We start from the raw sequence: 24323 nt of genomic DNA on the forward strand, positions 1-24323 counted from the left end.
ATTAACATTCATCACACTAAACAGGCTTTAACACGCTTGAGAATGAGCCTAGATGCTTTCGCGTCATTCTAAAACTGCACCTTTTCTTGCTAACGGTCAACGACCATTACCAATCAACCACCTGTTTTTAATAAGATTATAGGTCACAGCTTTAGTGATAAATGCCACTGACAAAGCATCTTTGTTTACACTCTCGACAGCGTATTTTAACGGGTAATAGCTGTATACCCACCAGCGTAAACAGTGCGACTCCAAGTGGATAAGCGACAAGATTTAGAATAAATACAAACGACACATAAACACGCTCGCTATCACAATGTTTACATTTACAGAGAAAGATGAGCTTCTAGCTTTTTATTCAATGATTGCATCCCTGCTCCTTTTTACCTATTCCTATCAAACAAACGGTCTATCATAGCCGCGATTTAAAAATAGTCGCTATTTTTCAACCTAGTAGTCTATTAATTTCTTATCCATTAATTTTCAACACTATAGATCTCAAATATTCATCCAAAGTGTTTCCAACTAAAGAGACTCTTATTAAAAGAGAGCTTATTAAAGTGCCCCTTACCATTGATGCTATTAACAGGCTGATATTATTTACTAACTAAAGGCATACGCAAACACCATAGCCAATCTTTTTATACTGGTGAAAGTAAAAGAGATCAGGCTATAGCGTTTCAACTCAGGAAATAAATCCGAGCAAATAGGCCGCTCATAGTGATATACACCAATTTTATTAACCGGGAAAATTAACGCCTTGATTTGATAGTGCAGACCAAACATATTGATTGGGAATCGCTTATAAGGCAACCATAACGACTTATCAAATAGGATATTACCTTCGCTCACAAGCGTTAAACGCCCCGATAGACTGTGGTAATCAATTTTAATCTGATTACCACCGAGTTCCACAACTCTACTGTGTCTAAACATATCTCAATGCATCCATTCAATTGATTTTTTAACTAACTAAACTAAAGCTCGCAAAAAGTTGAGATTAGCCCATGACTAGCAGTTAAGCCAAAAACCTTTAATCCCAACACCTTACCATCCCGATTCCCAGTCTTTCCAAACAGGGTTTAATCCTCGCTCAAGCATTGCTTTGGCAACCACTTGCGGCGTGCGCTCATCGCTGATCTCAAACTGATCTAGCTCAGTGTTGGGTTCGACATAGCCACCGGGCTGCGTCGAGCTTCCGGCACTAACATGAGTCACCCCAAGTCCAAATAGATTGTCCCGTAGCTTAGGCGTTTCCCTTGTAGATAGGCTAATCTCTAGCTGTTGATTAAACAACCTAAATGCACAAATCATCTGTACTAGACCTTTATCGGTCAGCTCAACCTTTGGTGTTACCCCGCCAGTACAAGGTCTCAGTCTTGGCAAGGAGATACTATAACGACTGCGCCAATAAGTTTTCTCCATGTAGTCTAAGTGATGCCCCATTAAAAGCGCATCTAACCGCCAATCATCTAAGCCGAGTAATACCCCTAAACCTATTTTATCGACACCTGCTCTCGCCACTCTATCGGGTGACTCGAGACGGTAGGCAAAGTCTTTCTTCTTTCCACGAGTATGGTGGTCACTATAAGTCACTGGATTATAGGTTTCTTGGTAAAGCATCACCGCATCGAGCCCTTCTGCAACCAACTCTGTATAGTCTGACGCTTCTAACGGCTGTACTTCCATAGCCACATGGCTAAATTGCTTGGTAACCAGTGGCAAGATCTGCTTGAAGTAAGGAACGCCTACTTTAGACTCATGCTCGCCCGATACCAGCAAGATTGAGTCGTAGCCCATGGCCTTTATCAATCCCATCTCGTTTTTAATTTCGCTTTCGGTCAAAGTCTTACGTTTGATTTTATTGCTCATAGTAAAGCCGCAATAATCACACTCATTAGCACAGAGATTTGAAAGGTATAAAGGAATATACATGCCGATACTCGCGCCAAATCGCTGCCGAGTTAACGCGACGGCCTGCTGGGCCATCTGTTCAAGATAGGGTTCAGCTGCCGGCGACAAGAGCGCGAGTAAACTGTCTACATCCCCCGAAGGCCTCTGCAGTGCATGTTCAACATCTGCCGCTGTGCTTGAGTACAATCTCAGTTTAAGTTCTGAGCGAGACAGCTTTTTAAACACATCGACAAAGCTCATAAACACTCCTTAAAGGCTACGCAGACACTAATCATTTAAGAAACCCGTTAACGGACTGGTATTGTGCGCTTGATGACTTACCGCGCCTAAACCGGCAATATAAGCTTGTCGTCCCGTATTGACCGCTTGTGCAAAACAGCGCCCCATAGCCACGGGATCGCTGCTACTGGCGATAGCAGTATTAACCAGCACAGCATCGGCGCCGAGCTCCATCGCATGAGTAGCCTGAGACGGCGCACCAATCCCCGCATCAACAATCACGGGGACTTTGGCCTGCTCAATAATGATCTTTAAGAAAGGTTCGCTTGCCAGCCCCTGATTTGAACCGATAGGACTGCCAAGCGGCATAACCGCCGCGCAGCCGACTTCCTCAAGACGTCGACACAAAACAGGGTCGGCGTGCACATAGGGTAAAACCACATATCCCTGTTCGCATAATATCCGCGCCGCCTCTAAGGTTTCGATGGGATCAGGCATCAGGTATTTAGGATCCGGATGGATCTCCAACTTCACCCAGTTCGTCCCCAGCATTTCCCGCGCAAGATGAGCAGCAAACAGCGCTTCTTTAACATTCCGCGCCCCCGCAGTATTAGGCAATAGCTTTACCCCGCTAGCGAGCAATGGCTTAAGAATATTGTCACTGCCATGATTAAGATCCAGTCTTTTAACGGCCAAAGTCACTAGCTCAGACTCAGAAGCCACTACCGCATCCAACATGGTTTCTGCCGTTGCGAATTTTCCAGTGCCAGTAAATAATCTCGATTCAAATTGATGATCGGCAATCGTTAACATATTAGCCTCCAGCTACCACAGAAAAAATTTCAAGCTTATCGCCTGCCTGACAACATTCTGTAAGCCAGCGACTACGAGGCAAGACTTCACCATTTATCGCAGCAGCAATCCCGAGAATATCGACGCCCCTCACCTCTGCATACATTTCAATCACGCTTTGCACTGTCGAATTGTTCGCAACTTGTTTGAGCTCATCATTGATATTGATAACAATGCTGTCATCACCTTTATACATATTCTTTCTCCGTAGACATAAACTTACCGCAGTCTAATTCTAGTCCTGATTCATCTTGCTCTCTTCTGCAGATCACACACTCGGGGCTGCGCGGTAAACGGGCTTCGCGCCAGCTAAAGCATTTGCCATCGAATCGAAACAGTTTACCGACGGTTTGCCTATCTCCGAGCAAATGCTGCAGTGCCATTAATGCCTGCATCGACGCTAACGCTGCGACCATGGGTCCCAAAATACCGACCGTTTGACAAGTTTGACTCACCGACATATCCGCTGGATATAAACAGTGATAACAACCTGATTGTGGATTATGAGCTTGATTAATATTGAGCAGCTGCCCTTGAAAATGTGCTACCGATGCCGACACTAGAGGAGTTAGACTCTGGATGGCAAACCGATTTACCCGCTGCCGAGTGTCGAAGTTATCAGTGCAGTCGAGTAAAAGATCATATTGACCATCGACGGTTAACACCTGATTAATATTGCCTTGTGTTAAATGTTCACTCACCGCTAGAAGCTTAGTTTGAGTGTACGCACGACTGAGTTTGTCCTTGGCCACCAGCGCTTTATTCTTACCGATATCGGCATCATCAAATAATAATTGCCTCGGTAAATTTGAAAGCTCGACCTTATCTCCATCAACAAGAGTGATATGACCCACACCCGCGGCGGCGAGCTGTTGGGAAACTAAATTGCCCAAACCACCCACACCAATAATAACAACATGAGATTTGGCAAATGCGATTTGACCCGCCTCGCCAACTTCAGGCAATAACACCTGACGCGAGTATCGTAAAAAATCACTATCAGTGAGTGACATACTATTTCTCATCAGCCCATGCCCGTTCGAGAGCGATAAACGCAGTAGTGGGATCATCGGACTGAGTTAAGGCCCGCACCACTGCAATGTCATCCACACCTGTCGCTTTAACGCTTTTAAGCCGCGCAGCATCTATGCCGCCAATAGCGACAATTGGCAGCTCGCCTTTCATCAAGGACACGTAACGGCTCAGTTTTTCCAGCCCCTGTGGCAGAGATGGCATCTGCTTGGTAGTGGTAGGAAATATATGCCCGAATGCGATATATGAAGGCTGGTGTTGCTTTGCCAATAGTATTTCGAAATAGCTATGACTCGATAACCCAAGTGCAATGCCGTCCTCACGTAACTGCTTCAAATTGCTGTCTATCAAGTCTTCCTGACCAAGGTGAACGCCGTAAGCTTGGTGCTTAATAGCAAGCTGCCAGTGATCGTTAATAAACACTCGCGCCCGATAGTCGCGACCAAGAGCAATCGCTTTGATGATTTGTGCTTCAAGAGTCGGCGAATTTGCATCCTTTACTCTTAGTTGAATTGTCTTAGCGCCAGCTATTAACAAGGTTTCTAACAGTTCAACATCTGCGACAACGGGATATAACCCCAATGGGCCATCAATCTGCTTAAATTCACCTTGCTGATTATTTATCAATTCGCTAGCAGCAAATGATATAGGTTCAATGTCACATGCTGTGATTTGTTTAATATAGGGAAATCGCTGTAAGTCTGCTGGCCAAGCGGTTCTTGCCAAACACCCAGGTCCACTGCCCGGTTGATAGCTGGCAATCAATCCCGCATTGACATAAGCCTTAGCCACTACAACCGCATCATTAAGCACGAAGCCATGTGCCATGACTGACGCTATTGCTGATGATAATGTGCAGCCTGTTCCATGATTGTTGTGGTTATCGACACGCTGACTCGATAACCAAAAACTCTGCCACTGATGCTTATCGGAGATCCCATCAACATTGGTACACACCAGCAAATCATTAGCTTGATGTTGACACCAAGCGGGCCCAAGATCGCCACCTTTAGCTAGCACCGAAGTGTTTAACTCTGTCGATAGCTGTTTAGCCGCAGCGATACATGCATGAACACTCTCTAATTCAGTTGCAGCCAGAATGGCTAACTCACTCACATTAGGCGTGATTAACGTCAACAAACCTTTAAGTGGTGTAAAGTCTAAGCCCCCACCATTTGCTAGCGCATCGCCGCAAGTTGCTACCATCACAGGATCTAAAATCACTGGCACGTTAATGCCTGATTGGCGCCAACTAGTTTGTTGCTCAGCTAACCATTTTGCTAATAGGTCAATTTGAGCCTGCTCAGCCAGCAAGCCAATTTTAATGGCTGCTGGCGGTAGATCGCTAACTAATGTGTCTAGTTGAGACTTAAGCATTTGGTTTGATACCGACTCAACCAAAGCCACAGTGACAGAACTCTGAGCAGTCACGGCGGTGATAACGCTGCAGGCATGGCAATCTAAATCTGACATGCTGGCCAGATCCGCTTGAATACCCGCCCCACCACCACTATCAGAGCCCGCTATCGTCCACACAACAGGACGACTCACAGGCAAGGTATGTGCGTTTGCCATGATTAATCCTCTAGCGCAACATCAGGCTGTTTATGACTCGCTTCATGATAAAGCTCAGCGCCTTTGGCTTTAAACTCGGCCGACATCTGCGCCATACCTAACTCTCTTTGCGAAGCGAGTGTTGCAGTTTCAGAGTCACTACCTGTGTATGAGTCATACTCTGCAGCAGATTTGATATCTATCGCTTTAGTCTCTGCCTCACGCTCTTGCGCTGCTGCATAATCACGGACTTCTTGAGTGATCTTCATCGAGCAAAACTTAGGGCCACACATAGAGCAAAAATGTGCGATTTTTGCAGACTCTTGTGGAAGTGATTCATCGTGGTAAGCACGCGCCGTTTCAGGATCTAAACCTAGGTTGTATTGGTCTTCCCAGCGAAACTCGAAACGGGCTTTTGATAATGCGTTGTCACGAATTTGCGCGCTTGGATGCCCTTTAGCCACATCACCTGCGTGAGCTGCAATCTTATAAGCGATCAGTCCTTGCTTAACATCTTCCTTGTTAGGCAGGCCTAAATGCTCTTTGGGGGTGACATAACACAGCATTGCACAGCCATACCAAGCAATCATTGCAGCGCCAATGCCAGAGGTAAAGTGATCATAACCTGGAGCAATATCGGTAGTTTGTGGGCCTAAGGTATAAAACGGCGCTTCATCACATGCTTCAAGCTGCTTATCCATGTTCTCTTTAATCAAGTTCATGGGAATATGGCCTGGACCTTCGATGATTGTTTGCACGTCATATTCCCAAGCAACCTTAACGAGCTCACCTAAAGTTTCTAGCTCAGAGAACTGAGCCTCATCGTTGGCATCGGCAATCGAGCCAGGGCGCATGCCATCGCCTAATGAAAGTGACACATCATAGGCGGCGCAGATCTCACAAATATCTCTGAAATGCTCATACAAGAAATTCTCTTTATGGTGCGATAGGCACCATTTGGCCATGATAGAGCCACCACGAGAAACAATACCCGTAAGACGTTTAGCGGTCATGGGCACGTAACGTAGCAATACACCCGCATGAATAGTGAAGTAATCAACCCCCTGCTCGGCTTGTTCGATTAAGGTATCGCGGAACGTTTCCCAGTTAAGATCTTCGGCAACGCCATTAACCTTCTCTAATGCTTGATAGATAGGTACGGTACCTATTGGCACGGGTGAGTTACGAATAATCCATTCACGAGTCTCGTGAATATAGCGCCCTGTCGACAGGTCCATGACAGTGTCGGCGCCCCAACGGGTCGACCAAACCAGCTTTTCAACTTCTTCCTCAATGGATGAGGTCACCGCCGAATTACCGATATTGGCGTTGACTTTAACCAAGAAGTTGCGGCCAATTATCATTGGCTCGGCTTCTGGATGGTTGATGTTTAGAGGAATAATCGCACGGCCGCGCGCAATTTCTTGTCTTACAAATTCAGCCGTAATGGGCTCGCCAATCACGGCGCCAAAGCTCTCACCTTTATCCTTTTGGGTCAAAATAGGGTCGGTTACCTCAGACTTCGCCATATTTTCACGTATCGCAATGTACTCCATCTCAGGGGTGATAATGCCTTGGCGGGCATAATGCAATTGCGTGACACGTTTGCCTTCTTTTGCACGGCGCGGAGGTAACAAGGACTCGAAACGTAAATGATCTAAGCCGTCATCGGCGAGACGCTGCTGGGTAAAACCTGAGCTTGCACCTTGTAGCTGCTCGGTATCATCTCGTTCTTCAATCCAGTTTTCACGGAATTTTTCAAGGCCTTTACGTACATCAATATTGGCATCGGGATCTGAATAGGCCCCAGCGCAGTCATACACTTTTAGCGGCGGGTTGGCTTCAAACACTGGATTGGCTTCATCACCGCCAACTAAGGTATCGGTCTGGTGGATCTGACGCATGCCGACTTTAAGATCTGGACGGCTACCTTCAAGGTAAACTTTCTCGGAATTTGGGTGCTGCAGTGGTTTTAGGTTATCAATAAACTGTTGTGCTTGAGCACGGGTTTCGCGACGATTTGACATTAGCAAACTCACTTTTTATTAGAAATGAAGTTGCTTGCCAGGAGAAAATGAGAATGTGAAAAGTTGAACATCTAACTAACAGTAAATTCTAGTTACACGTAACCACCGAAAAACTGCTTTTAGCGCTTATTTAAAAGCCTTTTATACAGTTATTTCGCTTGTTTCCTTCGCAGGTTCTAGCCTGATCAGGTTCAACGGATCCCGAATTAACGGTCTCAGCCATATGGCACTCCGACAAGATGAGCTGGCAGTATAGACCTATCTACAGGTGAGATACAAGGGCTTAAAAAGTTATTAGACCAGAAGTCTACAACCATTATTTATAGTCATAATCAATTGAAATATAATGACTTAAAATAATTTACATGCCTAACACATCTATTAATATGAATTCTAATTAGTCAAATTTCCTCGATAAATACACCATTTTAGTATTCTAAGCTCAAGCCTTAACGGCTTATCATTCGCTGCTCTAACCGTTTATCGATGGCCTCATTAATTGCTTTTTTGGTTTTATCTTCTCCGCAGTTAAACCAATATCCCGGGTTTTCTGCATAAGGATTAATTTGATTGCCATTTTTTACGATTCGGTAGCAATCATTGCCCTGTTTTAAAACTCTATTGGGATCTAGCCTATGCTGAGTGGTGATAATTTTACTGTACTCATCCTCCTCTACAAATATCAGTTCCTGCATAGTGCCATCCATCTCACTTAACGAACGTTTTTGGGTGTATTGCTCCGCTGTATTAAGGATCTGCTCATCGAGGTGAGTCTCTCTCTGCCTTGCTAAATATGACTGAGTGAACATTTGCACACTGGATTGAGCTAGCTGATTATTTATTGCTGAATCTAATCGCTCGTGGCCTGATTCAGCGGACATCTGAGGCTTTGAACTCACAATGATTGCTGGCTTTAACGGCTTCATTTGCTCATTTAATGCACTGCCGGCCTTGCTGTTAATTATGTTTGTCACTTTCGGCTCAAAGTGGTCTGCTTGTGGCTGATTTAAAGTCGACTTTTGCGCTAAATTTTCTGCTAAGGCAGCTGATACTGAACTGGAGTCTAGATCCAATAGCAATGCTAATTCAGGTTCTTTGTTAGGCGCTTGATAAAGATAGGATTGAATTTTAGTAACCGAAGCTTGCTGTACTATAGGAACTGAACGCGTCCAAAGGAGGTTGAGTATAATAATTGCGAGTATATGCAGTAATAACACACTCAAGGCAGAGATGAAGCCTTTGAAGTATCTTTTGTATCTTTTGTCACTTTCCTCCCGAAATAAGCTGCAGCTAAACCGGTAGTCACTCTTCGCGTAAATCCCTCCGTACTGAGTATTAGGCTCCACAGCTTGCTCAGTAATGGGAATTTGGTTTGTACTTGCAGCCTGAGCAACATAGAGGCTCTGAATTGTGGGGCTAATTATTGGGATTTTCATGTTAGCCTTGAGCTCTGCAGATATTTGCGCAGAAAAACAGAAATCAACTTCCTCTAGTCTCGCAGATTTATCCTCCTGCTCTACTGATAATCTCAATTGCTCATTCCTTTTAAGCACGCTTTACACGAGTCCTTGTCCATTAAATCGTGATAGTCACTAGGTGTTCGATAACGCTGCTGATACTATTAATCTTGCATTAATACCTTAACTTAGAACAACAAGCTCTTACCTTAGTTCAACAATATTTCTACAAAGCCTTCGTTGTGACATACATGGCACTCAAAAGCTAAGTGAGAAGTTAAGCTTACACGTGTAAGCCTAAAGTCTAGCTTTTCCAACTAAAACTGTTACACTGCCCTTAAATGTGGTCAAACCAGAAGTCATTTATACGATGGTAATAGAACAATCAACAGTGTCAGACAAGCAAGGAACGCCCAGCACCGGTAAGCATATAACCGTTGCAACTTACTGTGATAAAGAAGAAATGGCTAATAGTATTAGTCATGGACTCGGTGTCGTTATTGGTATTGTTGGGCTTATCCTTTGCTTGCTAAAGGGTTATGACCACTTAAGTTTTATTCAGTTAACAGGCGTTGTGGTTTACTGTGCCAGCATTATTTTACTTTTCTTATGCTCAACGCTTTATCACAGTGCGACTTCCCCGCTTTTAAAACATAAGCTTAAAATCGCCGATCACTGTGCTATTTACTTGTTGATAGCTGGCACCTATACGCCGCTAATGCTGATCACCTTAACCAGTAGCGATGCCGATTGGGTATTAATGGCAATCTGGTCACTCGCAATAGGCGGAATTTTATTTAAAACCCTGTTTATTGGCCGCTTTAAAGCATTTAGCCTAGTGCTATATCTGCTGATGGGTTGGCTATGTGTGACAGTGATGAAAGAGCTTATCGCCAATATGTCAGATCTTGGCTTTAACCTGCTTCTCGCTGGCGGATTGTTTTACAGCTTAGGGGTTATATTTTATGTCGCTAAACGCATCCCTTTTAATCACGCAATTTGGCATTTATTTGTATTAGGCGGCGCAATTTGCCACTTCCTTTGTATCTACCTAACGGTGATTTAAATAATCAGTGAGCAAAGATGTTATTTCGTCATTGACTGCAATACCATAATGTAAAAAGGCACTCAATGTGCCTTGTTCGTTTTACTCTTTATAACTTACTCTTTAAGTCCACTCACAGGCAGAATGCTCGAAATGCTTCGCTGAGTCGCTCGGCCTCATCTAGCATACTCGCTTGTTTAAACAGCTCAATGATACACTCGATGGTGCACAGTCCCCCCTCTATTTGATTACGCCGCAAGCTAAACTGCGACTCAGGGTTATTCTTTAAAGAAAAGGTCTTAGCCGCTTTCAAGTAAGGGCTTTGGCGAAGCATCTTGCGCGCTTCTTGCCAGGTCGCATCTAAGATCACTAAGGTGGTCGGCAGTGACTGCAAATCAGGGTCTCTATGAATTTGTTGCACTGTTTGGCTCAAACTCTCTTCAGAACTCACCTCATTATTATCAGTGTCATCTTCTGGAAATAACAGTGCAGTCCCAGGCTCTTCTAGCTTGGCTAACAACTCAGGTGAAGGTGCGACACGTGACCACATCACTCGCTGGCAATAGTTGGGAAACAATTTAAGGGCAAGATTGCCGGTATTAGTCGGACGGCTAGCTTCACGTTCATGGGTTAATAAAATGACTTGCACAGGACTGACTCAAAATTGAATAACCGCAAGAGTATATACCGAAACACGTTATAGAAGCTGATTTCACAGACTTAAAGCAAAAAAGCGTCCCTCTTTTTAAAGGGACGCTTTTTTTGATTCTTTATCGACATCAATCACTGACAAGCTTTATAACGATGGCGCGATGCCAATAACCTAAAGCGAATAATTAGCAGTCTATTTGTACTTTTTTACTTTCTTTAAGGCAATCTGCTGCTTTAGCATAGAAAGGTGATCAGTAAACACCACACCATTGAGGTGATCCATTTCATGCTGCAAAACGATAGCTAAGAATTCATCGGTATCGATTTCGAAGGCTTTACCGTCACGATCTAAAGCACTTACTTTAACGCCTTCATGGCGATTAACCTTTGCGCGATAACCAGGAATCGATAAACACCCCTCTTCGCCTTGGTATTCACCACGAGACTCAACTATCTCAGGGTTAATCAATACCATTGGCTGATCACGCTCCTCAGAGAGATCGATGACTAAGATAGCATGCAAGCTACCAACTTGAGTTGCAGCCAAACCGATACCATCTTCGGTGTCATACATAGTCTCAATCAAATCATCGATAAAGCCTTGTACAGACTCAATATCTGTTACCGGAACCGCTTTACGCTTAAGGCGCTCATCGGGGATCGTTAAAATGTCTAACACTGCCATATTATTATCACACTAGAAGTAAACTAAAAAATTCGCGCTATTATGACCGAATCAAGCACAAAGGCAACTCCAGTAGGGATTTAAGTCAATTTCCTACCTCTATTAATCGTACTGAAAATGACACACCTCGGGCACCAACCCAAGCCTCACCCACTTATTGCTTCCTTTCGTCTGAACCAACGAGCTTCTATTTTGCACAATAATCTCCACTTTTTTGCAACATGTGGTAGCATAATTCAAAATGTATAAAATATACGGATAATAATATGACTCAAGCAGGACGCACTGCGTTGCCCCCTACATTCTTTGTGGCCAATACCATGGAGATCTTTGAACGCCTTGCCTGGTATGGCTTTTTTGCCCTTTCTTCGCTGTACATGACCTCACCACAAAATCAAGGTGGTCTAGGGTTCTCTGAACAAGAACGTGGTTTACTCCAAGGTATGATCCCCTTCTTTCTCTATCTATTCCCTGTTCTCACTGGCGCCCTTGCCGACCGCTATGGCTACCGAAAGATGTTCCTTGTCGCCTATGCAATCATGTGTCCAAGTTATTACTTACTAGGCCAAGTCGATACTTTTATGGGCTTCTTTGTCGCCTTTATGGGCGTCGCGGTGGGTGCCGCCTGCTTTAAACCTGTAGTCACTGGCACAGTGGCAAGAACCACTGATGAAACTAACCGCGGATTAGGCTTCGGGATCTTCTATATGATGGTCAATATCGGCGGCTTTTTGGGCCCATTTATCGCAGGCTACGTTAGGGCGATTAGTTGGGACTGGGTATTTATCATGTCTGCCTTCTGGATTGCGGTTAACTTCATCCCGGCTTATTTCTTCTATAAAGAGCCAACGGATCAGAATCAGCAGAAAGGAAAGCCCCTTAAGGCGGTATTCCAGGATATCCAACAAGTATTAGGTAACGCGCGCTTTGCTATTTTGTTCTTCGGTACCTTAATCATTTTAATGTCATACGGCGCTAAATGGATCACTGGTGAAACCACATTAATCATGTACGCAGTTTGGTTCACAGCTCATATCATCTGGGACAAGTTAGCCTCATCTAACAAGCGAGCACCTTGGTATGCACAAAAAATTAGTCTAGGTAATAAGCCTTTCGTCATTTATCTGCTGATCCTCTCTGGTATGTGGATGGTCTATCAGCAGATCTTTATTACCTTACCTATTTATATACGTGATTTTGTCGATACCTCTGATCTGGTCTTGATGCTAGCGGGTTACCCTGACTTACAGCAGTTCTTTGCTCCTGTCGATTTAAGCCTTTTGCAATCAGAAATGACCCGTTTAAGCCATGAAGTTACTGCTGGCACACTCAATGTAAAACAGGCTTACTTTGAACTGGTGCATACTAAGGTGATGGTTCCAACTGCAGAAATAAGCCAAGCTTTTGCCGCTATTGCACAAACACCAGCGACTGCAGCCCAGTACGCACAAACATGGGCTAGCGAATATCGCCAAGTTAATCCAGAGTACCTTATCGGACTTAACTTCCTATCGATTGTGGTAATGCAGTTGATGATCAGTCGCTTCGTAGAGCGTTTCCAAGCTCTGCCTGTGCTTGTGGGCGGTACCATTATTCTCGCCATAGGTACTGCCATTGGCGGCATTGCTCATGGCGCCATCATGGGAGGGGCCATGGTGCTGACCTCTATTTTGGTATTCTCAATCGGCGAAATGGTTGCCTCACCTAAGAGCCAAGAATATGTAGCGAGTTTCGCGCCTAATGACAAAAAAGCCATGTTTATGGGCTACTACTTTGTTTCTTCGGCGATAGGTTTCTTGCTCGCGGGTCCACTGTCTGGTTATCTATATGCTGAAGTCGCCAAAGGCGCCAATCGTCCAGATATGATGTGGTACATCATTGGTGGTTTTGGCTTATTAACTGCGTTTGGTCTGGTTATGTTCCACAAGTTTGGTACCACACCTCAAGCGGATAGCGACACCGATGCAACACTTGCTCAAGCAAGCTAACTTGAGGAGCTAAACTGGCTTTAAAAAAAATAGGTCCAACCTTGAGATAAAAAGCCCGTGCAAGCGAACTTTCACGGGCTTTTCTTTAAATATCGGAGTGACTAATCCGGAGCACTTTTAGCTGATTAATTAAAAACGAATCACTGCGAATCCACTTCAAATTAGCACTGCAACTTAGATTATTAGCATTGAGCTTGGAATAAACCGCAAAAGTTAAAATTGCGAACGAACTGCAAATACCCACTGGGTATCTTCGCCTTCAAAACGCTCTAGTTTTTCCCAATCATATTGATAACGCACTACCCAAGACCACTGTGGATTGATTTGATAACCAAGCGCTAACCAGCTTTTCGCCTCATAACGCTCTACACCATCGATCCCCATATTGCCCTGAGCATAAAACTCACTATACCAATGCTCTGTCAAAGGCTTAAGCACTGTCATATTCACATTAGCGGCGGTACTGTCTGTATAAGCTTTAACTGCCAAGTGATTAACTGCAATTTCAGTAAAAACCTGAGTGGAAAACCAACCTTGATGCTCAGTCATTAGACCCAGTTGAAATTGATAGTAACTCGCTTTACCATGTGGCGAACCGGTCTTGGCATGTTGCACTGAAGCTCTCACATTGACCTGTTCAGCAGAGTAGAGATAGCCTAAATTCCACTTATCACCACCTAAATTGGTATTGGCCGAAAATTTTTGATGGCTAGTAGCAAAACTCCCGCCCAATTTAAAGACATCACCATCGAAGCCCGCATAAAGAGAGTTGTTTAGGTTTAACGGATCGGCAATATGCCTAAAATCATTAGCATAACTAGGAACTAAGACCGCGGAGAAAAATAATAGGGAGCCAACGAGTGGAGTTAACGCCTTTACTGACATTATATATACCGTCAAAAAAGCGCTATTATTACTTTAGTGTCAAGCCTCAGCAAGGTCTTTTACTTTATATTACAAGCAGGTAACACGCTGCAAAATAAAGGAACAACTAACCAACGCATGTATCAAAAACTCCCTAAACATGAATACAATAAATCCAAATAGTTGATATTATCCAGGTTAAAATCTACCGTAATAAAGGAAATAAATATCATGCAAACGAGTAGTAAACCTTCACCTATGGAGAAAATATGGCACATTGTAGCTATGATCCCCGAAGGTAAAGTCTATTCTTACGGTAAAGTTGCAGACTTAGCAGGCCTACCCGGTCAAGCGCGTTTTGTCTCTAAAGCATTACGTTCAGCTCCTGCAGAGATGTTGCTTCCTTGGCATAGAGTCATTAATAGTCAGGGAAAGATTTCCTTTGCAGAACATACGCCGCCATTCATAGAACAGATGCAAAGTTTACGAGCGGAAGGAATTATAGTGAACCGTGGTAGAGTTAAGTTGTCTGAATATGAGTGGCAGCCCGATATCGCAACATTAGTGCTTGCAATGCCGTATTAGTGTCCTCATTAAGGAGGTAGATTTGTCTAAACAGCTATCTGGAATATTGGCCATTAGCCTGATATTAGTCAGCCATTTAACGCTTGCCAATACCAAGGTGCTAACACCTCACACGGCCGAATATCAAGTCAATTACGGCAGTATAGAATTGGGACGTGCCCGTTATATCCTCAATGCTCCCGATGGTAATTTCTTTCAGTATCGATTCGATAGCGATATTGGACTGTTAATGCTGTCTGATAAACGTAACATCCGTAGCGAATTTACAGTAGAGAATAGTAACCAACTCATCCCTATGCGTTACTCCGTTGAGCGAACAGGTACAGGCCCTAGCTTTAGAGAGCAAGCCGCCTTTGCCAAAGGACAGAATGTGGTGCACAGCCAATATAAAGATGAGCGCGCGAAATTTCCCTACGACAGTAAACTGTTTGATCCGCTGATGGTGCAACTGCAATTTAGACTCGATATGGAAGCCCATAAAGATGAGCTACATTACACTATGGTAAAAGAGGGAGAAGTCGATGACTACGCCTTTAAAATCGTGGGAAAAGAGCGAGTAAACATAGAGAGTGGTAGCTATCAAACCGTCAAATTTGAAGTTGTCCGCAAGAGTACCAAGCGCCAAACCTTCTTTTGGATGGCACCGGATCTGAGTTACCTTCCAATACGTTTAACTCATTTTGAGAAAGGCAGTAAGCAGCTTGATATTAAGCTACTCAATTATCATTTTGAGCCGAGTAATAAAGAGATACAAGCAACGACTGAGCAGGCATTAGTCGATGGCAAGGCAAACAAAGAAGAAGGCTGATCTCATTAACCATAAAAATGGTACTAAAAAGCTCGCAAGCTTAAAACTTGCGAGCTTATACATGTATTCAGTCAGTATTTAGCTCTGTGATGAACTCACCAACTCACCCTTTTTAAACAACTTCCACTCACCTGGTGTAAGCACATTCCACTGTTCGTTGTTGGTTAACGGCCGTGTGGCAATCACTGTCACTACATCATTCGGTGTCGTCTCTTTATCAAAATCGATCACCACATCGGTATCAATCAATTTAGCCTTGCCAAAAGGGGCACGACGAGTGATGTAACAAAGGTTATTACTGCAATAACTCATTAAATGCTCACCATCACATAAGATCATATTAAAGACACCTAATGCGCGAATTTCATCTGCGAGGGTCGATATATATTGGTAAACTGCTAACCTATCATCGGGAGCTTTATCACCAAATTTCTCCACCACTTGATCCATGATCCAGCAAAAAGCCATCTCACTGTCAGTATCCCCTACAGCGGTAAATCGCCTTGAGACAAACTTGTCTTCGTAATCACTCAACTGTCCGTTGTGGGCATAGGTCCAATACTGACCCCAAAGCTCTCTTGTAAATGGATGAGTATTCTCGAGAGAAACACAACCACGGTTAGCTTGGCGAATATGGCTGACTACCACTTCACTCTTTATGGGATAAGATTTAATTAACTGGGCAATATGAGATTCGCTGCTAGGGCGCGCATCCTTAAAGGTGCGATTTCCCTTTCCTTCGTAAAAAGTAATCCCCCAACCATCGACATGAGGACCGGTGACTCCGCCTCTTTGTGCTAACCCTGTAAAACTAAATACTATATCAGTCGGTACATTGGCGCTCATGGCCAGCAACTCGCACATTAATCTCAATCCCGTTCAATCTGCTACATCGTTAATAACGTCATTCTAACCACTTGATAGCCATTGTGGAATGCTTGACTGCATACAAAAAAATTTAAACATTTGTTTGAAAACTACTTGTATTAAAATTAACGAACGTATAAATTTTATGAAACACAGGTCTGACCACACGCTATAATTGTGAGATAGAACTCAAAATAAGTGCCTTTAGGTTAACTATAGGTCACACATAAAAGGAGAATTACAGTGACTACCCTACTTTGGATCTTGGCGTTGATTTTTACAATAGGCGCCTTCGCTTATTTAAGAGTCTCGCTTCTAACCGCCACCTTAGGCACCGCGATTGTTTTGGCAATCGGCACCGGCGCCGCGAGCTTAAGCCCATTATTCTGGGTAATATTTCTTGCCGTTGCCCTGCCTCTTAATATCAGCTCATTTAGACAGAATGTCATCACTCGTCCACTCCTTAAGATGTACCGTGGCATTATGCCAGAGATGTCTTCAACCGAAAAAGAAGCCATCGAAGCAGGTACCACATGGTGGGAAGCCGATCTATTTGCAGGAAAGCCAGACTGGAGCAAACTTCATAACTATCCAAAAGCCAGTCTAAGTGCTGAAGAGCAAGCTTTCCTCGACGGTCCCGTTGAAGAAGTGTGCCGTATGCTAAATCAACATCAAGTCTCTCATGAATTAGGCGATTTACCTGAAGAGATCTGGCAATACCTTAAAGATCATGGCTTTTTTGCGATGATCATCAAAAAGAAATATGGTGGCTTAGAATATTCTGCCTATGCACAATCACGCGTATTACAAAAACTTGCAGGCCTAAGCAGTGAGCTTGCATCGACCGTTGGCGTACCTAACTCTTTAGGCCCTGGTGAATTACTACAGCACTACGGCACTCAAGCTCAGCAAGATCATTACCTACCGCGCCTTGCTCAGGGGCTTGAAGTCCCGTGTTTTGCTTTAACCAGCCCAGAAGCTGGTAGCGACGCAGGCGCCATTCCTGATTTCGGTATCGTGTGTAAAGGCGAATGGGAAGGCGAAGAAGTTCTAGGTATGAAACTAACTTGGAACAAGCGTTACATTACCTTAGCACCTGTGGCTACGGTGCTGGGTCTTGCATTTAAGCTTCGCGATCCCGACCAATTACTCGGCAATCAAGAAGATTTAGGCATTACCTGTGCCCTGATTCCTACCGACATCGAAGGTGTTGAAACGGGCCGCCGCCACTTCCCCCTAAACTGTATGTTCCAAAATGGTCCTACACGAGGTAATGAAGTGTTTGTACCACTTAGCTTCATTATTGGTGGCGCTGAGATGGCAGGACAAGGCTGGAGAATGCTGGTTGAATGCCTGTCTGTTGGACGTGGTATCACACTGCCGTCAAACTCCGCCGGCGGTATAAAGACTGCAGCCGTTGCAACGGGTGCATACGCCCGCATTCGTCGCCAGTTCAAGCTACCTATCGGCAAGCTAGAAGGCATTGAAGAGCCAATGGCCCGCATTGGCGGTAACGCTTACCTGATGGATGCGGTAACGACACTGACCACAACCGGTATTGACCTTGGTGAAAAGCCATCGGTTATCTCTGCTATTGTGAAATATCATCTCACTGACAGAATGCAAAGATGTGTCATTGACGCTATGGACATTCACGGCGGTAAAGGGGTGTGTTTAGGCCCAAATAACTACCTAGGACGAGGTTATCAGGCTGCGCCTATCGCGATTACCGTAGAAGGCGCCAACATTCTTACCCGCTCGATGATCATCTATGGCCAGGGTGCTATTCGCTGCCATCCGTATGTATTAGCCGAAATGGAGTCGGCCTTCGATCCTGATGCAAACAAAGGGCTACGAGACTTTGATGCAGCCATCTTTGGCCATATTGGATTTACCACCAGCAACTTAGTTCGTAGCTTATGGATGGGTCTAACCTCTAGTCGCTTCTCGAACGCGCCATACTCTGATAAGACAAAGCGTTATTATCAACAGATGAACCGCTTTAGTGCCAACTTAGCCTTACTATCTGACTTAGCGATGGCGACACTTGGTGGCAATCTTAAACGTAAAGAGCGGATCTCGGCGCGCCTTGGCGACCTACTCAGTCAGCTTTATTTAGCATCGGCAACCCTTAAGCGCTACGAAGATGAAGGTCGCCTCACCGAAGATCTACCGTTAGTACAGTGGGCCGTCGAAGATTCATTGTATAAGCTACAGTCTTCGTTAGATGAGTTGCTAGACAACTTCCCAATGGGACTAGGTATTGTTCTTCGCGGCGTTATTTTTCCGTTTGGTCGCCCACTTAAGCGCCCAAGTGACGTGCTCGACCATAAGGTAGCTAAAATTATGCAAACTCCTTGTGCAAGTCGCGACCGTCTTGGTAAAGGACAGTTCTGGACACCCAGTGAGCATAACGCTGTGGGTATTCAAGAGCAGACCTTCAAGGATATCTTGGCATCTGAACCTATCTACGACAAAGTCTGTAAGGCTGCAGGTAAACGCCTCCCCTTTATGTGGTTAGATAAAATAGCTGCAGAAGGTAAAGCGCTTGGCGTGCTAAGTGAAGAAGAAGTCGCGCTACTCGAGCGCGCCGAGATAGGGCGTATGAAGTCAATCAACGTCGATGACTTTGACCCTGAAGAGTTAAAAGCTCGCACACTTGAGTACACTAAAGAGGTGCAAGCGGCATAAGGTTAACCTAGCTCCCCCAGTAAATAAAAAGGCCTAAGTTTAATACTTAGGCCTTTTTATTTGATGTGTCTTGTCCTGAAATGTCATTAAAGCCATCTAGTGGCATCAGCACTCACCGAAAACATCTTGCCACACGCTCTAATTGGAGTGACAAAATCACTTCACTATAGCGAGAGATCTTTAGCGCAATAAACCCTACTGGCATCATGTATTGCATAGCATGTCAGGTTATCTTTTAAGATTGTATAAGGCAAAGATATCCCCCCTTGGCCATCTAGCTTGATGACCTTAGAGTCTTTGTCTATGCGCTCTGATACCGTACCGCCATTTTCGAGCTGCCAATCGGCTGAATATTCATTCACATTGGCGCAGACGGTGATTTCACATGATTCTGTCCGCTGCTGTTCATCGACAACGATTAAACACTGCGCTGTCATCTGTCCACATCCAGCCCAGGCAATCGTACTCAGTAAACCCCCACTAAACACCAAAACAGCAAGTACATAATATGAGCGCATAACACGTTGAAATTTATAACTGTTAATTAGCAAAATCTGAATATCCTTCCGCGGCAATAAACTCAACCCCCAGTAAGTCAGCCTTAGCCAGTTTCTCAACAACAGATTGATGAAAAAACACGTGTTTATACCAAGCGGGATCGAAAAAAATTAAACGTTTTTCTAGAGCAATGGCCGCTAATGTTGCGTTATCGATACACATATGGCGAATGCCACGGATAACTTCATCTCCATCATCATCTTGCCTATAAAGCTTTAAATCACTATTTTGCCTATCTATCACCTTTAGCCGCGCCGCGACTTGCAGCATAACAAAATCATGGTTCCCTCGATGGTGAAGCTCAATATCGACCCAGTTAGTGCCAAAAATCTGCAGTAGATCTAACTCTTTAAAAATCGCCTTCCCAACGAAAATGCCGGCATTTCAAATGCGTCTGGGACGCTATGCTGTTCATCCGTTTCATAATTGATAACTAAGGGGACAGGCGCACTTGGATAGCTAAAAGCATCAAGGGGGATCGAATCAATAAATTCATCAGGGAAGCTATGAACAGGAATACTCATGCTCTCCCTAATAAAAAAATACTCACTCATATTCAACTCATTACTTAGATGTTGTTTCGTTTGGCTTAGCTTTGATAAAACTATTTTTTAAGCTGATGTTTTGACGATGATTTTAGTTATTCTGATGAAAGTTACTTTGATGCGCTACGCAAGCTAAGAAAAAACACGATTAACTTGCATTCAAGTGACAGGGCCCAACATTCGGACTCGTTTACGGATGAGGTTTCAGATTAGCGGCAATGGCAGCCAAGTTTTCAGTATATATTGTTTAAGGTATGAATAGAGTGCAAATGACACAGCGTAATAATGTGTGGTAGCGGTATTGATAATTCTCGCCAACCCCATAGATAAAGAGAGCAAAAGCTGTGACCCTTGCCCTCTTTCTATTAAATACCAATTACCTATTTAAAGTGAATGGTATTACTGCACCAATGAATAGAAGATTGCCGATATTGATACCAATCCAATAATCACCACAAAAACATTACTGATGGTACCTGAGTATTGCTTCATCGCTGGCACTTTCATGATGGCGTACATAGGCATGATAAACAGCAATAGAGCGATGATTGGACCACCTAGGCTTTCAATCATACCCAAAATATTCGGATTAATTGTAGCTACGGCCCAAGTGGTCAATAGCATAAAACCAGCGGTAACACGGTTCAAAATAACAGGGTTAACCTCTTTTCCCTTGCCGCGTGCAGCCTTGATGATTAAACCATTAAAGCCTTCACTCGCCCCAATATAGTGGCCAAAGAATGACTTAGTGATAGCGATGATCGCCACAATAGGCGCAACATAGGCAATAATGGGTGTGTCAAAATGGTTTGCCAGATAAGTTAATATCGACACATTTTGCGCTTTCGCCTCTGCCAAATTGGCAGGCGATAGGCTGAACACACAACTAAACACGAAAAACATCACAGTCACCACCATAAGAGTATGGCTGCAAGCTAAGATCCGTGAACACTGTTTCTCAGCATTTTCGCCGTGAAACTTTCTACGATCGACTGCAAAGGAGGAAATTACCGGAGAGTGGTTAAATGAAAATACCATCACTGGCAATATTAACCACAAGGCCATTAAGATAGTGCTGATCCCACCTTCTGCTGGCATCACATTGCTAAATATTGACGTGTTCCAGTAAGGAATTAGGTAAACAGAAAGCAGCAATAAAACAGCAACGAATGGGAAAACCAGCACACTCATCGCTTTGATGATTAACTGCTCACCTAAGCGCACGACTGCGATCAAGCCAATGATCAAGATTAAGGCTAATGTGGCGCGGTTAGGCGGAGTTATACTTAGCTGATGCTGCATGAAGCTTTCGACAGTATTGGTAAGTGCAACGCTGTAAACAAGCAAAATCGGATAGATGGCAAAGAAATACAGTAAGGTAATCACCTTACCCATGCCTACGCCAAAATGCTCCTCTACCACTTCGGTGATCCCAGCTTCTGGATTTGAACCCGATAATACAAAACGAGTCAATCCGCGATGAGCGAAGAAGGTCATTGGCAGTGCCAATAGTGCCATCAGAATAAGAGGGATCAAGCCACCTTGAGCCGCATTAATGGGTAGAAAAAGGGTGCCAGCCCCCACCGCCGTACCATAAAGGCCTAATACCCATAGAGTATCGCTCTTGTTCCAGTTTGATTTTACCTTGACTTGTGTCGAGGTATTTTCAGTTTTGTTGATTACAGAGTCCATTATGGACATCTCCTTAAACGGTTCTTATATGACCTTTTAAGAGTTCTGTTTACATAGCTAAAATCACATCGCCTCATCATATAGCCACACCGTATCGCCATCGAAAATATCGACTCAAGCAAAATAGGCAACATAAGATAGGGAGTTTATCTCCAAAGGATGGATGAAAAACTAGCAGAACCCAGTAAAGGCCGCGCAGTATAGGGAAGTGAACTGTACAGAAATGTGATTTCGGACAAACTTATTTAGGTTTTACAAATAAAGCAACCTGTTCGCTGTTTTATTAACCACGCAAAGCAATTTAACGGCTAGACATGTGCAGACCTTTCGTTCATCGCAGAACTCGCCTCAATAAAAGTCGGTCTAATTGTCGTTAAATCAGATGCTAATATGTAACAACTGTGCAGATACAGATGTTAGATTCGGCAACTTTTAAAGTGAAGGATCATCTGCCTACTGAGATAACTTAGATCGGTAACCATGTTTCATCCATATGGAAAATTGGATTAATTAATTAGTCTAAAAGACCAATATGAATGCTCTAAACGATAAATGAACAAAAGTGAGTTGGAGCCTGCAGCTCGACTAGCCCTTACATCGAAATCAAACTTCGTTTGATAACAAAGCCCCCAAAGACTCGATATATCTTTAAGCTGAGAATGACATTCAACAGAAGTGGTTCCAACGGCCTGCGGCCAGCGCATGTGCAGACACTGCCATGACACGGTGAGTAAAGTGAAGCTTTATGCTACGAACGAGAAGCATGGATGCTGAACTGGCTTTTAGATATGGATATCGTTGCAAGTCCATCTGACCTCCAAGGATGGAGGAAATGCCAAATTCTGTATGGAACAGAATTGGCCCTGTAAGCTCAACGAAAACATCCCTGTTTTCGACGGTCACGGCCGTATCTACACTAAGTTAGAACAGCACAACCTTTGGCAAATAGAGTTATGATTAAAGGTCTAGCTCGTTTTTGGACAGAAATCATTTAATGCTTAGGCTCTAATATTTACTATTCACATTATCATAAGTAATGATTATCTTAAGAAACCGGATTATGCTCACTAAGAGGTGGATCGCAGTTCATTCTCGAAACAAGAAGCTAACCAGCGAGTCTAAGTTAGGTGTTCTAAATGAACCGCCCTCGGAAACAAGCTCCTACGTTGGCCTACCTCCTAAGCCCATATAGTCGTGGGCGGAGTCGCATGCAGGGTGACTTGAGGCTAGACACTTCCGGCTACCTGATTAACTCTCTTTTAATGATGGAATAGCTAGGGTCTCAGTGTACTCTTGAGTTGCAACAGCTAGCTCCACACCAGATCTAGAGATAACTAGTATTGTGTCGAATACCTCAAACACTGATTGCCCCAGGCATTTTTCATGGAACTTAGCTAACCAGACTTCTATATCTAGCTGTGGAATATCCCAATTGTCATCGATTAGTAGCCAATTCCTATCGTGGCGCATGACCGCCCCCCCTTAGTACAGGACTTAACTTTACACATAGTAAAGCGACTCATTACTTGTGCCTAAATACGCTCAGGTTCATCTCCCATCCATGGTAGTCCTGATCGATTAGCTTTCTTTCTTTAGTAGCTTGCTCTTTTCTTGTTTTTCACCGAGTCGTTTCGAACACCGTTTTCGCCTCCAAACGCTCAATACTTCTTATTTGTAACAGTGCATCCACATCACGATGAGCAATTATTGAGTTCCGATCTTTATTAAGTATCTTCGCAGCCTTCTTTTGTGCCTTACGCATCTTCCTCAATGCTACACCACTATATCCGTCAACACTGGCGAATAGAGAACTGCCAGCATTATTTTCTTGATGTAGTCTTCAATGAAGATAAGTCTCGTATAGTTATGGAGGATGCTGTCGAACACATGGCACTGTTCCGTCGTTTTGTTCTGAACATACTAAAACAAAGCCAATGCGGCGCACCGAGTCAACAAAACAAGCTCAAGAAGGCGGGCTGGAATGATGAATATCGTGCTCAGCTGTTCTTTAGTTGAAAATCATTCAAAGTAGGCTCTTGCCCTGCTTCAGAGACAACCTGTTCAAGACTTTAACCTAAATCATAATAAATATATTCAACATTAGAAAAGTGCTCATTGTCGAAACTCTCATCACCAAGTAACGACTAAACCTATTGTTATGGGAAATCATTTCATAAATTTTTTCCAAATTTGAAATGCTGTCTATACTTTAATGTCCATCATGAATAGTTATAAATGAAAGCTTTAAACATCAAACAGTTGGAAGTTAACGATGTTGTATACATAAAT

23 protein-coding genes, 1 pseudogene and 1 riboswitch are annotated in these 24323 nt (G+C 43.8%); of the genes and pseudogenes, 6 read left to right on the plus strand and 18 right to left on the minus strand.

All coding sequences use genetic code 11. The features are described from left to right. Nucleotides 1-603 precede the first annotated feature (603 nt). The 8 genes from Q1A86_RS18880 to Q1A86_RS18915 form a co-directional block, all read right to left on the minus strand. Nucleotides 604-936 carry a hypothetical protein gene (locus Q1A86_RS18880; protein WP_299810222.1) on the minus strand — a complete coding sequence of 111 codons (333 nt, stop codon included), beginning with the start codon at nucleotides 934-936 and terminating at the stop codon, nucleotides 604-606. Between the two features lie 111 nt (nucleotides 937-1047). Continuing rightward, nucleotides 1048-2154 carry a 2-iminoacetate synthase ThiH gene (thiH, locus tag Q1A86_RS18885; RefSeq protein ID WP_299810225.1) on the minus strand — a complete coding sequence of 369 codons (1107 nt, stop codon included), beginning with the start codon at nucleotides 2152-2154 and terminating at the stop codon, nucleotides 1048-1050. Nucleotides 2155-2181: 27 nt separating this feature from the next. After that, the gene (locus Q1A86_RS18890) at nucleotides 2182-2946 is read right to left on the minus strand and encodes a thiazole synthase (protein WP_299810228.1); all 765 of its coding nucleotides are present in this window, start codon (nucleotides 2944-2946) and stop codon (nucleotides 2182-2184) included. Between the two features lies 1 nt (nucleotide 2947). Then, nucleotides 2948-3181: a sulfur carrier protein ThiS gene (gene thiS / locus Q1A86_RS18895; protein ID WP_299810231.1), complete on the minus strand. Its 234-nt coding sequence runs from the start codon at nucleotides 3179-3181 to the stop codon at nucleotides 2948-2950. Then, nucleotides 3174-3998 (minus strand): HesA/MoeB/ThiF family protein, encoded by an 825-nt coding sequence (locus Q1A86_RS18900; RefSeq protein ID WP_299810234.1) that lies wholly within the window; start codon nucleotides 3996-3998, stop codon nucleotides 3174-3176. Before Q1A86_RS18900 ends, thiS begins: the two co-directional genes overlap by 8 nt. A 1-nt stretch (nucleotide 3999) precedes the next feature. Beyond that, complete coding sequence (gene thiE / locus Q1A86_RS18905) at nucleotides 4000-5592, minus strand: thiamine phosphate synthase (RefSeq protein WP_299810237.1); 1593 nt, start codon at nucleotides 5590-5592, stop codon at nucleotides 4000-4002. 2 nt (nucleotides 5593-5594) lie between these two features. Next, entirely contained in the window at nucleotides 5595-7598 is a 2004-nt protein-coding gene (thiC, locus tag Q1A86_RS18910) for a phosphomethylpyrimidine synthase ThiC (protein WP_299810240.1), read from the minus strand. Between the two features lie 145 nt (nucleotides 7599-7743). After that, nucleotides 7744-7842: riboswitch (TPP riboswitch) on the minus strand. Between the two features lie 205 nt (nucleotides 7843-8047). Further along, nucleotides 8048-9130 carry a hypothetical protein gene (locus tag Q1A86_RS18915; protein WP_299810243.1) on the minus strand — a complete coding sequence of 361 codons (1083 nt, stop codon included), beginning with the start codon at nucleotides 9128-9130 and terminating at the stop codon, nucleotides 8048-8050. A gap of 295 nt (nucleotides 9131-9425) precedes the next feature. On the opposite strand from Q1A86_RS18915, the gene Q1A86_RS18920 reads away from it, so the two are divergent. After that, nucleotides 9426-10121: a hemolysin III family protein gene (locus Q1A86_RS18920; RefSeq protein ID WP_299810246.1), complete on the plus strand. Its 696-nt coding sequence runs from the start codon at nucleotides 9426-9428 to the stop codon at nucleotides 10119-10121. A gap of 112 nt (nucleotides 10122-10233) precedes the next feature. Here the strand turns inward: Q1A86_RS18920 and Q1A86_RS18925 are convergent, their stop codons facing one another. Both Q1A86_RS18925 and def read right to left on the minus strand, forming a co-directional pair. Then, on the minus strand, nucleotides 10234-10749 hold the full coding sequence (locus Q1A86_RS18925; RefSeq protein WP_299810249.1) for a tRNA-uridine aminocarboxypropyltransferase: 516 nt from the start codon (nucleotides 10747-10749) through the stop codon (nucleotides 10234-10236). 195 nt (nucleotides 10750-10944) lie between these two features. Then, nucleotides 10945-11436: a peptide deformylase gene (def, locus tag Q1A86_RS18930; protein ID WP_299810252.1), complete on the minus strand. Its 492-nt coding sequence runs from the start codon at nucleotides 11434-11436 to the stop codon at nucleotides 10945-10947. Nucleotides 11437-11702: 266 nt separating this feature from the next. Here def and Q1A86_RS18935 point away from each other — a divergent pair, with 266 nt between their 5' ends. Further along, entirely contained in the window at nucleotides 11703-13424 is a 1722-nt protein-coding gene (locus Q1A86_RS18935; RefSeq protein ID WP_299810255.1) for an MFS transporter, read from the plus strand. A gap of 213 nt (nucleotides 13425-13637) precedes the next feature. Here Q1A86_RS18935 and Q1A86_RS18940 read toward each other — a convergent pair whose 3' ends face one another. Continuing rightward, nucleotides 13638-14309, minus strand: a complete 672-nt coding sequence (locus Q1A86_RS18940) for a hypothetical protein (RefSeq protein ID WP_299810258.1) — start codon at nucleotides 14307-14309, stop codon at nucleotides 13638-13640. A gap of 210 nt (nucleotides 14310-14519) precedes the next feature. Between Q1A86_RS18940 and Q1A86_RS18945 the strand changes: the two genes are divergently transcribed. Both Q1A86_RS18945 and Q1A86_RS18950 read left to right on the plus strand, forming a co-directional pair. Further along, entirely contained in the window at nucleotides 14520-14873 is a 354-nt protein-coding gene (locus tag Q1A86_RS18945) for an MGMT family protein (protein WP_299810261.1), read from the plus strand. A 43-nt stretch (nucleotides 14874-14916) separates the two neighbouring features. Then, nucleotides 14917-15681 (plus strand): DUF3108 domain-containing protein, encoded by a 765-nt coding sequence (locus tag Q1A86_RS18950; RefSeq protein ID WP_299810300.1) that lies wholly within the window; start codon nucleotides 14917-14919, stop codon nucleotides 15679-15681. Between the two features lie 78 nt (nucleotides 15682-15759). On the opposite strand, the gene Q1A86_RS18955 is transcribed toward Q1A86_RS18950, so the two are convergent. Next, nucleotides 15760-16545 (minus strand): class II glutamine amidotransferase, encoded by a 786-nt coding sequence (locus tag Q1A86_RS18955; protein WP_299810264.1) that lies wholly within the window; start codon nucleotides 16543-16545, stop codon nucleotides 15760-15762. Between the two features lie 246 nt (nucleotides 16546-16791). Here Q1A86_RS18955 and fadE point away from each other — a divergent pair, with 246 nt between their 5' ends. Then, nucleotides 16792-19239 (plus strand): acyl-CoA dehydrogenase FadE, encoded by a 2448-nt coding sequence (fadE, locus tag Q1A86_RS18960; protein ID WP_299810267.1) that lies wholly within the window; start codon nucleotides 16792-16794, stop codon nucleotides 19237-19239. Nucleotides 19240-19403: 164 nt separating this feature from the next. On the opposite strand, the gene Q1A86_RS18965 is transcribed toward fadE, so the two are convergent. From Q1A86_RS18965 to Q1A86_RS18990, 6 genes are all read right to left on the minus strand, one after another. Further along, a complete protein-coding gene (locus Q1A86_RS18965) occupies nucleotides 19404-19676 on the minus strand; it encodes a hypothetical protein (protein ID WP_299810270.1) in 273 nt (90 codons plus the stop codon). 103 nt (nucleotides 19677-19779) lie between these two features. Then, on the minus strand, nucleotides 19780-20067 hold the full coding sequence (locus tag Q1A86_RS18970) for a hypothetical protein (RefSeq protein WP_299810273.1): 288 nt from the start codon (nucleotides 20065-20067) through the stop codon (nucleotides 19780-19782). Nucleotides 20068-20138: 71 nt separating this feature from the next. After that, nucleotides 20139-20351 carry a hypothetical protein gene (locus Q1A86_RS18975; protein ID WP_299810276.1) on the minus strand — a complete coding sequence of 71 codons (213 nt, stop codon included), beginning with the start codon at nucleotides 20349-20351 and terminating at the stop codon, nucleotides 20139-20141. A gap of 390 nt (nucleotides 20352-20741) precedes the next feature. Continuing rightward, nucleotides 20742-22034 (minus strand): serine/threonine transporter, encoded by a 1293-nt coding sequence (locus Q1A86_RS18980; protein WP_299810279.1) that lies wholly within the window; start codon nucleotides 22032-22034, stop codon nucleotides 20742-20744. A 666-nt stretch (nucleotides 22035-22700) separates the two neighbouring features. Continuing rightward, nucleotides 22701-22844: a hypothetical protein gene (locus tag Q1A86_RS18985; RefSeq protein WP_299810282.1), complete on the minus strand. Its 144-nt coding sequence runs from the start codon at nucleotides 22842-22844 to the stop codon at nucleotides 22701-22703. Nucleotides 22845-23282: 438 nt separating this feature from the next. Further along, nucleotides 23283-23504 carry a hypothetical protein gene (locus tag Q1A86_RS18990; RefSeq protein WP_299810285.1) on the minus strand — a complete coding sequence of 74 codons (222 nt, stop codon included), beginning with the start codon at nucleotides 23502-23504 and terminating at the stop codon, nucleotides 23283-23285. Nucleotides 23505-23804: 300 nt separating this feature from the next. On the opposite strand from Q1A86_RS18990, the pseudogene Q1A86_RS18995 reads away from it, so the two are divergent. Further along, nucleotides 23805-24050, plus strand: a pseudogene (locus Q1A86_RS18995) (transposase); the annotation flags it as partial. Nucleotides 24051-24323 lie beyond the last annotated feature (273 nt).

This window comes from uncultured Shewanella sp. (assembly GCF_947497935.1).
In the GTDB taxonomy this organism is placed as follows: domain Bacteria; phylum Pseudomonadota; class Gammaproteobacteria; order Enterobacterales; family Shewanellaceae; genus Shewanella.